General features: G+C 62.0%; 14 protein-coding genes. 5 read left to right on the top strand and 9 right to left on the bottom strand.

Annotated features, from left to right (window positions below; translation table 11 throughout):
* Positions 1 to 9 precede the first annotated feature (9 nt).
* From BM017_RS06190 to BM017_RS06180, 3 genes are all read right to left on the bottom strand, one after another.
* Positions 10 to 804 (bottom strand): thiazole synthase, encoded by a 795-nt coding sequence (locus tag BM017_RS06190; protein WP_058426547.1) that lies wholly within the window; start codon positions 802 to 804, stop codon positions 10 to 12.
* 52 nt (positions 805 to 856) lie between these two features.
* The gene (thiS, locus tag BM017_RS06185; RefSeq protein WP_170856042.1) at positions 857 to 1,057 is read right to left on the bottom strand and encodes a sulfur carrier protein ThiS; all 201 of its coding nucleotides are present in this window, start codon (positions 1,055 to 1,057) and stop codon (positions 857 to 859) included.
* Positions 1,058 to 1,128: 71 nt separating this feature from the next.
* A complete protein-coding gene (locus BM017_RS06180; RefSeq protein WP_016976028.1) occupies positions 1,129 to 1,506 on the bottom strand; it encodes a DUF423 domain-containing protein in 378 nt (125 codons plus the stop codon).
* Positions 1,507 to 1,580: 74 nt separating this feature from the next.
* On the opposite strand from BM017_RS06180, the gene mtgA reads away from it, so the two are divergent.
* Positions 1,581 to 2,303 carry a monofunctional biosynthetic peptidoglycan transglycosylase gene (gene mtgA, locus BM017_RS06175; RefSeq protein WP_092241963.1) on the top strand — a complete coding sequence of 241 codons (723 nt, stop codon included), beginning with the start codon at positions 1,581 to 1,583 and terminating at the stop codon, positions 2,301 to 2,303.
* Positions 2,304 to 2,426: 123 nt separating this feature from the next.
* Here mtgA and rpoH read toward each other — a convergent pair whose 3' ends face one another.
* The 4 genes from rpoH to ftsY form a co-directional block, all read right to left on the bottom strand.
* Positions 2,427 to 3,281, bottom strand: a complete 855-nt coding sequence (gene rpoH / locus BM017_RS06170) for an RNA polymerase sigma factor RpoH (protein WP_003176698.1) — start codon at positions 3,279 to 3,281, stop codon at positions 2,427 to 2,429.
* A gap of 129 nt (positions 3,282 to 3,410) precedes the next feature.
* Positions 3,411 to 4,436: a permease-like cell division protein FtsX gene (gene ftsX, locus BM017_RS06165; protein ID WP_016976026.1), complete on the bottom strand. Its 1,026-nt coding sequence runs from the start codon at positions 4,434 to 4,436 to the stop codon at positions 3,411 to 3,413.
* Positions 4,433 to 5,104, bottom strand: coding sequence for a cell division ATP-binding protein FtsE (gene ftsE / locus BM017_RS06160; RefSeq protein ID WP_003234627.1), 672 nt, complete (start codon positions 5,102 to 5,104; stop codon positions 4,433 to 4,435). The genes ftsX and ftsE overlap by 4 nt, the downstream gene beginning before the upstream one ends.
* Positions 5,101 to 6,441, bottom strand: a complete 1,341-nt coding sequence (ftsY, locus tag BM017_RS06155; RefSeq protein ID WP_092241960.1) for a signal recognition particle-docking protein FtsY — start codon at positions 6,439 to 6,441, stop codon at positions 5,101 to 5,103. The genes ftsE and ftsY overlap by 4 nt, the downstream gene beginning before the upstream one ends.
* A 231-nt stretch (positions 6,442 to 6,672) precedes the next feature.
* Between ftsY and BM017_RS06150 the strand changes: the two genes are divergently transcribed.
* The 4 genes from BM017_RS06150 (at position 6,673) to BM017_RS06135 (ending at position 11,317) form a co-directional block, all read left to right on the top strand.
* Positions 6,673 to 8,028, top strand: a complete 1,356-nt coding sequence (locus BM017_RS06150; protein ID WP_092241957.1) for a M16 family metallopeptidase — start codon at positions 6,673 to 6,675, stop codon at positions 8,026 to 8,028.
* On the top strand, positions 8,021 to 9,511 hold the full coding sequence (locus tag BM017_RS06145; protein WP_092241953.1) for a M16 family metallopeptidase: 1,491 nt from the start codon (positions 8,021 to 8,023) through the stop codon (positions 9,509 to 9,511). The genes BM017_RS06150 and BM017_RS06145 overlap by 8 nt, the downstream gene beginning before the upstream one ends.
* Positions 9,511 to 10,119, top strand: a complete 609-nt coding sequence (rsmD, locus tag BM017_RS06140) for a 16S rRNA (guanine(966)-N(2))-methyltransferase RsmD (protein ID WP_071490383.1) — start codon at positions 9,511 to 9,513, stop codon at positions 10,117 to 10,119. Before BM017_RS06145 ends, rsmD begins: the two co-directional genes overlap by 1 nt.
* A 205-nt stretch (positions 10,120 to 10,324) precedes the next feature.
* A complete protein-coding gene (locus BM017_RS06135; RefSeq protein ID WP_092241950.1) occupies positions 10,325 to 11,317 on the top strand; it encodes a hydrolase in 993 nt (330 codons plus the stop codon).
* Here BM017_RS06135 and BM017_RS06130 read toward each other — a convergent pair.
* Both BM017_RS06130 and BM017_RS06125 read right to left on the bottom strand, forming a co-directional pair.
* The gene (locus tag BM017_RS06130; protein WP_071490385.1) at positions 11,304 to 12,158 is read right to left on the bottom strand and encodes a sulfurtransferase; all 855 of its coding nucleotides are present in this window, start codon (positions 12,156 to 12,158) and stop codon (positions 11,304 to 11,306) included. The two genes, BM017_RS06135 and BM017_RS06130, sit on opposite strands and share 14 nt — an antisense overlap.
* A 33-nt stretch (positions 12,159 to 12,191) precedes the next feature.
* Complete coding sequence (locus BM017_RS06125) at positions 12,192 to 12,863, bottom strand: TetR/AcrR family transcriptional regulator (protein ID WP_092241947.1); 672 nt, start codon at positions 12,861 to 12,863, stop codon at positions 12,192 to 12,194.
* Between the last annotated feature and the right edge of the window lie 16 nt (positions 12,864 to 12,879).

Here is a 12,879-nt window from a genome sequence, read left to right as displayed (position 1 = left end):
CAATGGCTCTTACTTGATCAGACCATCCAGCGGCGAGGAGGCGCTGGCGTAGAGTTTTTTCGGCATGCGGCCGGCGAGGTAGGCCAGGCGGCCCGCGACGATGGCGTGGTTCATGGCTTCGGCCATCAGGATCGGTTGCTGGGCGTGGGCGATCGCCGAGTTCATCAGCACCGCGTCACAGCCCAGTTCCATGGCGATGGTTGCGTCGGAGGCCGTGCCCACGCCCGCATCCACCAGCACCGGGATCTTGGCTTCTTCGAGGATGATCTGCAGGTTGTACGGATTGCAGATACCCAGGCCGGAACCGATCAGGCCGGCCAGTGGCATCACCGCGATGCAGCCGATTTCCGCCAGTTGGCGCGCGATGATCGGGTCATCGCTGGTGTAGACCATCACGTCGAAACCTTCCTTGACCAGGGTTTCGGCGGCCTTGAGGGTTTCGATCACGTTGGGGAACAGGGTTTTCTGGTCGGCCAGCACTTCCAGCTTCACCAGGTTGTGGCCGTCGAGCAGCTCACGGGCCAGGCGGCAGGTGCGCACGGCCTCAATGGCATCGTAGCAACCGGCGGTGTTCGGCAAGAAGGTGTAGCGATCCGGCGACAGCACTTCAAGCAGGTTCGGCTCGCCTTCGATCTGGCCGAGGTTGGTGCGGCGCACGGCGAAGGTGACGATCTCGGCGCCCGAGGCTTCGATGGCCAGGCGGGTTTCTTCCATGTCGCGGTACTTGCCGGTGCCGACCAGCAGGCGGGACTGGTAGGTACGCCCGGCCAGAACGAAAGGCTTGTCGCTACGAACGATGCTCATGGGAAATCCTCGGAATGGGGTGAGGTTCTGCAGAAGTCAGGAAACTGCGCGATCAGCCGCCGCCGATGGCGTGGACCACTTCGACCTGGTCGCCTTCGGCGAGTAAGGTCTCGGCGTGCAGGCTACGCGGGACGATATCCAGGTTGAGTTCCACTGCGACGCGCCGCCCGGTCAGGTCCAGGCGGGTCAGCAGGGCCGCAACGGTTTCACCGTCGGGCAGTTCAAAGGATTCGCCGTTTAACTGAATGCGCATGCCACGGGCCGCCATCGTTTTTAGGGGTCGGCATTCTAGCCCGATTGAGGTTGCCGGCCCAAGTCCCTTGGTCAGGCTGCCTGCAAGCGCCACGCCGCCAGGCCCAGGAAGAACCAGCCAAGCAGGAAGGCCAGGCCGCCAAACGGCGTGATGATCCCAAGCTTGCTGATGCCGGTCAGGGTCAGTACATACAGGCTGCCGGAGAACAGCAGGATGCCAACGGTAAACGAGATGCCCGCCCAGCTGACCAACCGGCCAGGGATATGCGCCGCCAGCAGCGCCACGCCGAACAGCGCCAGGGTGTGCACCAGTTGGTAGGTCACGCCGGTGTGGAAAATTGCGAGGTACTCGGCGCTCAGGCGGTTTTTCAGGCCGTGGGCGGCGAAGGCCCCAAGGGCGACACCGGTGAAGCCGAAAAAGGCAGCCAACATCAGAAAGCCACGCAGCATGAGGAACTCCAGTCAGACTCAAAGGGCCGGGTCTGTATAATGGCCCGCTCAACGGGTTCGGCCAAGCCATCTCTATGCTGCGTCTCCTCTTCAAACGCTTTCTCAACGTCGTCAAATGGTTTGCCATCGGCAGTGTGCTGCTGGTGCTGCTGTTTCGTGTCGTCCCGCCGCCCTTCACCGCGCTGATGGTGGAGCGCAAGGTCGAATCCTGGTTCGACGGCGAACCCATTGACCTGCAGCGCACCTGGGTATCGTGGGACGAGATCTCCGATGACCTCAAAGTGGCGGTGATGGCCGGTGAAGACCAGCGCTTCCCGCAGCATTGGGGCTTTGATTTCGGTGCGATCCAGGCGGCGATCCTGCACAACGAGCGCGGCGGCTCGATTCGCGGTGCCAGTACGTTGAGCCAGCAGGTGTCGAAGAACCTGTTCCTGTGGGCCGGCCGCAGCTATTTGCGCAAAGGCCTGGAAGCCTGGTTTACCGGGTTGATCGAGGTGTTGTGGCCCAAGCAGCGGATTCTTGAGGTGTACCTCAATAGCGTGGAGTGGGACGAAGGCGTGTTTGGCGCGGAAGCGGCGGCGCGGCATCACTTTGGGGTGAGTGCCAAGGGGTTATCGCGGCAGCAGGCCAGCTATCTGGCGGCTGTTTTGCCCAATCCACGGGTGTGGAGTGCCAGCCATCCGACGGCGTATGTGGCAAGGCGCGCAGCTTGGATTCGTCAGCAGATGAGTCAGTTGGGTGGAGACGGTTACCTGGTCGAACTGAACAACTCCCGCAAGGCGCCCTGGTCCGACTGACACAACAAAAACAAATGTGGGAGGGGGCTTGCCCCCGATAGCGATGGACCAGTCACCTTGATGTTGACTGACACTCTGCTATCGGGGGGCAAGTCGAATCGTCGCACCGCCCCTCCCATATTTTTAGGCTGCGATGGACAGTTTCAGCTTGTTCATCGCGCTTTTCTCAAGCTGACGAATCCGCTCGGCCGAAACGTTGTACTTCTGCGCCAGGTCGTGCAGCGTGGCTTTTTCTTCTGCCAGCCAGCGCTGGTAGAGGATGTCACGGCTGCGGTCGTCCAGCACTTCCAGCGCTTCGTGCAGGTTGTGGTTGGAGTTGTCGCTCCAATCCGCATCCTCCAGCTGACGCGCCGGGTCGTAACGGTGGTCTTCCAGGTAGTTGGCCGGCGATTGGAAGGCACTGTCGTCGTCCGCTTCAGCAGCGGGGTCGAAGGCCATGTCGTGGCCGGTCAGGCGGCTTTCCATCTCGCGCACTTCACGCGGTTCCACACCAAGGCTTTCGGCCACGCGGTGGACTTCCTCGTTGTTCAGCCACGCCAGGCGTTTTTTCTGGCTGCGCAGGTTGAAGAACAGTTTGCGCTGGGCCTTGGTGGTCGCGACTTTCACGATGCGCCAGTTGCGCAGGATGAACTCGTGGATTTCCGCCTTGATCCAGTGCACGGCAAACGATACCAGGCGCACACCCATCTCGGGGTTGAAGCGCTTTACAGCCTTCATCAGGCCGACGTTGCCTTCCTGGATCAGGTCAGCCTGAGCCAGGCCGTAGCCGCTATAGCTACGGGCGATATGTACGACAAAACGCAGGTGGGCGAGCACCATCTGCCGAGCCGCCCCCAAATCCTGCTCATAGTAGAGACTCTCGGCCAGTTCACGCTCCTGCTCGGGCGTCAGCAATGGAATGCTGTTGACCGTGTGCACATAGGCTTCCAGGTTCGCACCCGGGACCAAGGCATAAGCAGGTTGCAAAGAAGTGGTCATACGAAAAAACCTCCGACTCACATAACTCGTGCAGTGAAGCACTGCGAAAATTGACCGGGAACCGTAGGACAAGTTCCCTAAACCACCAATACGGTCAATACAAACGAAACCACATTAATCTGACATTAACTACTTAGGTGCCAGCTCACGTAAATGACGAGCGACCGCAATCCAAGCACCGATATACCCCAACAATACCGCGCCAAGCAAGAGACTCAGACCATCGGCTACCGGCACGCCAGCCAGGGCGAAATCACTGCCGTAGAGTCCGGCAAGCCCGACAACCGCGTCGTTCAGCCAGTCCAGGCCAAAAGCCAGCACGCCCCAGGACAAAATCCCGGCACCAAAGCCATAAAGCGCGCCCATGTACAGAAAAGGCCGACGCACATAGCTGTCCGTGCCGCCGACCAGTTTAATCACTTCTATCTCGGTGCGACGGTTTTCAATATGAAGACGAATGGTATTACCTATCACCAAAAGTAATGCAGACACCAACAGCACTGTCAGACCGAACACAAAGCGGTCGCCCAGCTTGAGGATCGCGGCCAGGCGCTCTACCCAGACTAGATCAAGTTGCGCTTGTTGCACCTTGGGCATCTCTGCGAGTTTTTGTCGCAGGGCTTCCAGCGCCGGCTTGTCGACTTCGTTCGGCGTCACCAGGACCACGCCCGGCAGCGGGTTCTGTGGCAGCTCCTTGAGCGCCTCGCCCAGGCCGGATTGTTGCTGGAACTCTTCCAGCGCCTGATCGCGACTGATGTACTCGGCATCCGCCACGCCGGGGATGTTCTTGATGTCGTCGCGTAATGCTTCGCCATCTTTGGCACTGGCGTCGATATTCAGGTACAGCGAAATCTGCGCTGCGCGCTGCCAGGAACCGCCCAGGCGCTCCACATTATTAAGCAGGAGCGACAGGCCCATCGGCAGGCTAAGGGCCACTGCCATCACCAGGCAGGTGAAAAAGCTGCCGATCGGCTGCTTGCCCAGGCGGCGCAGGCTGTCGACCAGGCTGGCGCGATGGCTTTCGATCCAGGCGCGCAGCAAGGTGCTGAAGTCCGGGCCGTCGTCATCGTGGTCGTGTTTTTTCTTCGGCGGTTGCGGGTCGGCCGGTTTCGGCGCCACGCGCTCGGAGACTTTAGGGCTGCGTGTTGCACTCATACGCCGGCCTCCCCGTCACCGATCAGGCGGCCGCGTTGCAGAGTGAGCATGCGATGGCGCATGCGCGCGATCAGTGCCAGGTCGTGACTGGCGATCAGCACGCTGGTGCCCAGGCGGTTGATGTCTTCGAATACGCCCATGATCTCGGCCGCCAGGCGCGGGTCGAGGTTACCGGTGGGTTCGTCCGCCAGCAGCAGGGCCGGGCGGTGGACGATAGCGCGAGCGATACCGACGCGCTGTTGCTGGCCGGTGGACAGGTCGCCAGGGTAGAGATCGGTCTTGTCCGACAGCGCCACGCGCTCCAGGGCCGAGTCCACGCGCTTGACGATCTCGGCCTTGGACAGCCCGAGGATCTGCAACGGCAGCGCCACGTTGTTGAACACGGTGCGATCGAACAGCAACTGGTGATTCTGGAACACCACGCCGATCTGGCGGCGCAGGAACGGAATCTGCGCGTTACTGATGGTGGCCAGGTCCTGGCCCGCCAACAGCAACTTACCGGTGGTCGGACGCTCCATGGCCAGCAGCAGGCGCAACAACGTACTTTTGCCTGCGCCGGAGTGACCGGTTACAAATAGAAACTCGCCGCGACGCACTCGAAAGCTCAGCTCATGCAAGCCGACATGCCCGTTCGCATAGCGTTTACCGACCTGTTCGAATCGAATCATGAACGCTCCCGCTCGGCAAACAGTGCCTGTACAAAGGGTTCGGCTTCAAAGGTGCGCAGGTCGTCGATGCCTTCACCGACGCCGATATAACGAATCGGCAACCCGAACTGCTTGGCCAGGGCGAAGATCACGCCGCCCTTGGCCGTGCCGTCGAGCTTAGTCAATGCCAGGCCGGTCAGTTGTACCGTCTGGTTGAATTGCTTGGCCTGGCTGATGGCGTTCTGGCCGGTGCCAGCGTCCAGTACCAGCAGAACCTCGTGCGGCGCGTCTGCGTCGAGCTTGCCGATCACACGGCGAACCTTTTTCAGCTCTTCCATCAAATTGTCTTTGGTGTGCAGGCGACCGGCGGTATCGGCGATCAGCACGTCGATGTTACGGGCCTTTGCGGCTTGCACGGCATCGAAGATCACCGAGGCGGAATCGGCGCCGGTGTGCTGGGCGATGACCGGGATCTTGTTACGCTCGCCCCACACCTGCAGTTGTTCAACCGCGGCGGCACGGAAGGTATCGCCGGCTGCCAGCATGACTTTCTTGCCTTCGGACTGCAGCTTCTTGGCCAGCTTGCCGATAGTGGTGGTCTTGCCGGCGCCGTTGACGCCCACCACCAGGATCACGAAAGGTTTTTTCGGGGTGATCACCAGCGGCGCTTCCACCGGCTTGAGCATCGCGGCCAGCTCGGCCTGCAGGGATTTGTACAACGCGTCGGCGTCGGTCAGCTGTTTGCGCGCGACCTTCTGGGTGAGGCTCTGGATGATCACGGCAGTGGCTTCGACGCCCACGTCGGCGGTGAGCAGGCGGGTTTCGATGTCTTCCAGCAGTTCGTCATCGATGACCTTCTTGCCCAGGAACAGGCTGGCCATGCCTTCGCCAATGCTGGCGCTGGTCTTGCTCAGGCCTTGCTTGAGACGGGCGAAGAAGCCGGTCTTGCTGGTTTCGACAGGTGCGACGACGGGCTCCGGCTCGACAACAGCAGGCACTGTCACCTCGGCCACAGTCGGAATCGGCGGGGCGATGTGCTCAGCCTGCACATCTTCGACCAGCGCCACGGGCTCTTCAGCCACCGGCAGTTCCGGCCACGGTTTGTGCTCGGGTTCCGGCTCGGGTTCCGGGACAGCCTCGACGACCGGCTGCAACACCGGCTCGGCCATCGGCAATACCACCGGCGCCGGGGTTTCGGCAACCGGTTCGGCTTCTACTGCTGGCTCAGGGATAGGTTCAGGTTGAACCGGCGGGTGTTCGTCGACGGTTTCCTGCGGTTTTTTGCGCAGCCATCCGAACAGGCCTTTCTTCTCGCCAGCCGCGGCTGGGGTCTTCTTGTCGTCGTTGGAACCAAACATGGAGACGGCTATCTCAAGGTAGCGACGCGCCAAGGGGCGCGCCGGTAAATAAAATTCGATGCGTAACAGACTGTTTTTTAGCCAGCTCGTTCATGCGCAACATTTTGAAGGCCAAAATAGGGCCTCAACAAGACGGCCGCAGTGGCCGTCCCTCAGTCGGATCAGTATCCTAGCACCTCCTCGCCCGCCGACGCTAAGACCAAGCGGGCAGCCCAACAGGTTTAAAAACGAATGAATGCTCTAGCCCGCCGCGCCGCAGGCCTGCTGTTCAGCACAGTTTGTCTGCCTCTTTCAGCCTTGGCTGCCGACCCACAACCCACCCATGAATTCACCCTGGACAACGGCCTCAAGGTGGTCGTGCGCGAAGATCATCGCGCCCCGGTGGTGGTTTCCCAGGTCTGGTACAAGGTCGGTTCGAGCTACGAAACCCCGGGCCAGACCGGTTTGTCCCACGCCCTGGAACACATGATGTTCAAGGGCAGCGCCAAGGTCGGCCCCGGCGAAGCCTCGCTGATCCTGCGCGACCTGGGCGCCGAAGAGAACGCCTTCACCAGCGATGACTACACCGCTTATTACCAGGTGCTGGCCCGCGACCGCCTGGGCGTCGCCTTCGAGCTGGAAGCCGACCGCATGGCCAGCCTGCGCCTGCCGGCCGACGAGTTCAGCCGCGAGATCGAGGTGATCAAGGAAGAGCGCCGCCTGCGCACCGACGACAACCCGATGTCCAAGGCCTACGAGCGCTTCAAGGCCATGGCATTCCCGGCCAGCGGCTACCACACGCCGACCATCGGCTGGATGGCCGACCTGGACCGCATGAAAGTCGAAGAGCTGCGCCACTGGTACCAATCCTGGTACGTGCCGAACAATGCCACATTGGTGGTGGTCGGCGACGTCACCCCGGACGAAGTGAAGAACCTGGCCCAGCGCTACTTCGGCCCGATCCCCAAGCGTGACGTGCCATCGGCCAAGATCCCGATGGAACTGGCCGAGCCCGGCGAGCGCCTGCTGACGATGCATGTGAAAACCCAATTGCCGAGCGTGATGCTGGGCTTTAACGTACCGGGCCTGGCCACCGCCGAAGACAAGCGTTCGGTGCAGGCCCTGCGCCTGATCTCGGCCTTGCTGGACGGCGGCTACAGCGCCCGCATCTCCGAACAGTTGGAGCGTGGCGAAGAGCTGGTTTCCGCTGCGTCCACCAACTACGACGCCTACACCCGTGGCGATACCCTGTTCATGCTGAGCGCCACGCCGAATCAGCAGAAGAAGAAAACCGTCGCCCAGGCAGAAGCCGGCCTGTGGCGCCTGCTGGAAGAGTTGAAGGCCAAGCCGCCGACCGCCGAAGAACTGGAACGCATCCGCGCCCAGGTCATTGCCGGCCTGGTCTACCAGCGTGACTCCATCACCAGCCAGGCCACGGCCATCGGCTCCCTGGAGACTGTCGGCCTGTCCTGGAAACTGATGGACACGGAGCTCGCCGACCTGCAAAGCGTGACCCCGGAAGATATCCAGAAAGCCGCGCGCACCTACTTCACCCGCGAACGTCTGAGCGTCGCCCATGTTTTGCCTGAGGAGACCGCTCATGAGTGATCGCAAAAGCAGCCGCCTGATCTTCCCCGGCCTGATCGTCGTCACCCTGATTGCGGCGAGCGCCGTGTATTTCCTGCGTCCGAGCGAGTCCGTCGCCAGCCAGGCACTGGAAAAAGCCCAATCGAGCAGCAAGCTGCAATCCCTGGCGGAACTGGACGACAAGGCGCCGACCAACCGCAAGCTCGACGTACAGACCTGGACCACCGCCGAAGGCACCAAGGTGCTGTTCGTCGAAGCCCATGAACTGCCGATGTTTGACATGCGCATCCTGTTCGCCGCCGGCAGCAGCCAGGACGGCAACGTACCCGGCCTGGCGCTGATGACCAACGCCATGCTCAACGAAGGCGTACCGGGCAAGGATGTGAGCCAGATCGCCCGTGATTTCGAAGGTCTGGGCGCGGACTTTGGCAATGGTGCATACCGCGACATGGCGCTGGTGTCCCTGCGCAGCCTCAGCGACAGTAGCAAACGCGACGCCGCCCTGAGCCTGTTTGACCAGGTGATCGGCAAACCGACCTTCCCGGCCGACTCCCTGGCCCGGATCAAGAACCAGATCCTCGCCGGCTTCGAGTACCAGAAGCAGAACCCCGGCAAGCTGGCCAGCCTTGAACTGTTCAAGCGCCTGTACGGCGACCACCCTTACGCGCACCCGAGCGAAGGCACGCCCGAGAGCGTGCCAAAGATCACCATCGCGCAGTTGCAGGCGTTCCACGCCAAGGCTTACGCAGCAGGCAACGCGGTGATTGCGGTAGTGGGCGATCTGACCCGCGCCGAAGCCGAAGCCATGACGGCCAAGGTTTCTGCATCGCTGCCCAAGGGCCCGGCGCTGCCAAAAATTGCTCAGCCGACCGAACCCACACCGGGCCTGACTCGTATCGAGTTCCCGTCCAAACAGACTCACTTGCTGTTCGCGCAACTGGGCATCGACCGTGCCGACCCGGACTACGCAGCCTTGTCCCTGGGTAACCAGATCCTCGGCGGTGGCGGTTTCGGCACTCGCTTGATGAGCGAAGTGCGTGAAAAACGTGGTTTGACCTACGGCGTGTACTCCGGTTTCTCGCCGATGCAGGTGCGTGGCCCGTTCATGATCAATCTGCAGACCCGCGCCGAAATGAGCGGCGGCACCCTGCGCCTGGTCGAGGACGTGGTGGCCGACTACCTCAAGACCGGCCCGACGCAAAAAGAACTGGATGACGCCAAGCGCGAGCTGGCCGGCAGTTTCCCGCTGTCGACCGCCAGCAACGCCGATATCGCGGGGCAGTTGGGCGCGATGGGTTTCTACAACCTGCCGCTGACCTATCTGGCAGATTTCATGAAACAATCCCAGGCCCTGACCGTAGAGCAGGTCAAGGCTGCAATGAATAAACACTTGAGCGCCGACAAGATGGTCATCGTGACCGCCGGCCCGACGATTGCGCAAAAGCCACTACCGCCCCCCACTGATAAACCCGCCGAGCAGCCGCTCGGGGTTCCGGAGCATTAATGGCCAGTTCATCTCGCCCGAAAAAACCTGTCCACAACGTGCATAACGGTGTGGGCCAGCTGCGCATCATTGGCGGCGAATGGCGCAGCCGCAAGCTGAGCTTCCCCGACGTCGTAGGCCTGCGCCCGACGCCTGACCGCGTGCGTGAAACCCTGTTCAACTGGCTGGCTCCATACATTGCAGGCGCCAAGGTATTGGACCCGTTCGCTGGCAGTGGTGCGCTGTTCCTGGAGGCGCTGTCCCGTGGCGCCGCCCTGGGTCAGGCGCTGGACGCCAGCAATGTGGCGGTGTCCAGCCTCAAGGAACACCTGGGCACCCTGCGCTGCACCACCGGCCAGGTGCAAACCGCCGACGCCCTGCGCTACCTGGAAACCCAGCCGGCCAGCGAGTTCGACGTGGTGTTCCTCGACCCGCCGTTCAACCAGAACTTGCTGCCAACCGTGTGCGCATTGCTGGAAGATCGCCAATGGCTGGCAGCGGATTCGTGGATCTACACTGAAAGCGAGACCGCCCCTTCTACCCTGGGCTTGCCGGCCACCTGGCGCCTGCACCGGGAACAGAAGTCCGGACGGGTGTATTACGCGTTGTGGCAACGCAGCGCCGCCTGACCTCTGTTTGTGGCGAGCGGGCTTTCTGTAGTGAGCGGGCTTGTTGTGGCGAGCGGGCTTGCCCCGCGTTGGGCTGCACAGCAGCCCCACCAAGAACACCGCGATTGCTCAGTTAGAACATCATTCTGGTTTTGGGGCCGCTTCGCAGCCCAACGCGGGGCAAGCCCGCTCGCCACAGTTAAATGCATCCGCAGCAGAGCGTGTCATGACCCCTTCTTCCGACCTGTTCACCCCCGCCTTCGGCCTCGGCAACCCCCACCTGCAAACACTGTGGGGGCCGCTGTGGCGCCCTACCACCCACATCGAACGCCAACGCGAACGCCTGTGGCTGGAAGACGGCGACTTCCTCGACCTCGATTGGCATGGCCCCCATGACGCGCAAGCACCGTTGGTGCTGGTACTGCATGGGTTGACCGGTTCCTCCAATTCGCCCTACGTGGCCGGTCTGCAAAAAGCCCTGGCTGCGCAAGGCTGGGCCAGCGCGGCGCTGAATTGGCGTGGCTGCTCGGGCGAACCAAACCTGTTGGCGCGCAGCTATCACTCCGGCGCCAGCGAAGACCTGGCCGCGGCGATTGCCCATCTGCGCGCCAAGCGACCGCTGGCGCCGCTGTATGCGGTGGGTTATTCACTGGGCGGCAATGTGCTGCTCAAGCATTTGGGCGAAACCGGCGAAGCATCAGGGCTGCAAGGCGCGGCGGCGGTATCGGTGCCGTTTCGCCTGGACCAGTGCGCGGATCGCATCGGCCTGGGATTCTCGCGGGTTTATCAGAAGCATTTCATGCGGGAAATGCTGGCCTATATCCGCGTCAAGCAACGGCGCTTTCTAGAGGATGGTCGTGCGGAGGGGTTGAAGACGCTTGAGGCCCTGGGCTCATTGGACAAGATGCGCACGTTCTGGGACTTCGACGGCCGGGTCACCGCGCCGCTGCACGGTTTCCTGAACGCCGAGGACTATTACCGCCGCGCCTCCAGTCGCTATTACCTGAGCGATATCCGCACGCCGACCCTGATCATCCAGGCCGCCGATGACCCGTTTGTGTTTGCCCACAGCCTGCCCGAGGCCAGTGAGCTGTCGGACTGCACCGAATTCGAATTGCTGGCCAAGGGAGGGCATGTCGGTTTTGTCGATGGAACACTGAAGCGCCCCGGTTATTACCTGGAGCGCCGTATTCCGGCCTGGTTGCTCAGTCGCCGGTAGCGATGGCCCGTGCCGGATCGGTGATCCACTCGCTCCACGACCCTGCATACAACTTGCCCAACGGGTAACCGGCCAGGCTCAGGGCAAACAGATTGTGGCACGCCGTCACCCCTGAGCCGCAGTACGCCACCAGTTCATCCGGCGAGCGACCTTGCAGTTGGGCGGCGAAGCGTTGCTTGAGTTGGTCTGCCGGCAGGAAGCGGCCGTCAGCCCCCAGGTTTTCGTTGAACGCCGCGCACTGCGCCCCAGGGATGTGCCCGGCCACCGGGTCGATCGGCTCGACTTCACCGCGAAAGCGCGGCTGTGCACGGGCGTCGAGCAAGGTCAGGCCGGGTTGGCCCAGGCGTTTTTGCAGGTGTTCGGCATCCAGCACCAGGCGATTATCTGGCGTACCAACGAAGGCGCCCGGCTCAACCACCGGCGCGTCCAGGCTCAGCGGGAAACCCGCCGCATGCCAGGCCTTGAGGCCACCATCCAGAATAAACACGCCATCGCGCTTGCCCAGCCACGCCAACAACCACCAGGCCCGTGCGGCATAGGCACCGGGGCCGTCGTCATACAGCACGATATCGGTGTCGGCGTTGATCCCCCAGGCACGCAATTGCTCGGCGAAGGTATCTGCGGCCGGCAACGGATGGCGACCGGTCACGCCCTTGATCACCGGCCCACTGAGGTGGCGTTCCAGGTCAGCGTACTGCGCGCCCTCGATATGCCCTTCGGCATAGCTGCAGAGCCCGTAGTCAGGGTCTTCCAGGGCAAAACGGCAATCGAGGATCACCAACCCGCCGGCCTTCTGGCGCTCGGCCAATTGCTGGGGGCTGATCAGTTGGGCAAGCGGCATGACGGACTCCTATGAACAGATTCGGGAAAGGTCCTACTTCACTTCTTCCAATGCCTGATTCAACGGCACGTAAAATTCTTTGAACAACGCATCCACGGCCTCCTTCGCCTGGGGCGTGACAAACCCCGCCTCCAGCACCAGCACCTGATACACCCCGCGCTTGATCGCCTCGGCGCTCAGGTGGGCGCAGTTTTCATTGGTGGTGCACAGAAAGCGCACCCAGGAGGTGAGGATGATCCAGGCATTGAGGGTCAGGGCTTCGGTTTGCACCGGGTCCATATTGAGGATGCCAGCGTCGACAAACCCTTGGTAAATGGCGCCGCCCTGGGTCAGGCAGCGCTGGGAAAAGCGCCGGTAGCCGGTGGCCAGTTCCGGGTCGCTTTCCAGCAGGTGTTCGAGGTCGCGGTGCAGGAAACGGTAGCGCCACATACCGGCCAGCACGGCCTGCAGGTAGAAGCGCTTGTCTTCGACGGTGACGGCGCGGCCTTGGGGTGGGCGCAGGAAACTGTCCACCAGGGCTTCGTATTCACGAAACAGCACGGCGATGATCGCCTGCTTGTTGGGGAAGTGGTAGTACAGGTTGCCCGGCGAAATTTCCATGTGGGCGGCAATGTGGTTGGTGCTCACACTGCGCTCGCCCTGCTGGTTAAAAAGCTCCAGGCTGGTTTGCACAATGCGCTCGCTGGTCTTTACTCGTGGTGCCATAGGGGATCAGCTTCTG

The organism is Pseudomonas sp. NFPP04 (assembly GCF_900113815.1).
Taxonomy (GTDB): Bacteria; Pseudomonadota; Gammaproteobacteria; order Pseudomonadales; family Pseudomonadaceae; genus Aquipseudomonas; species Aquipseudomonas extremorientalis.
This window is presented reverse-complemented; position numbering and strand designations above follow the sequence as displayed.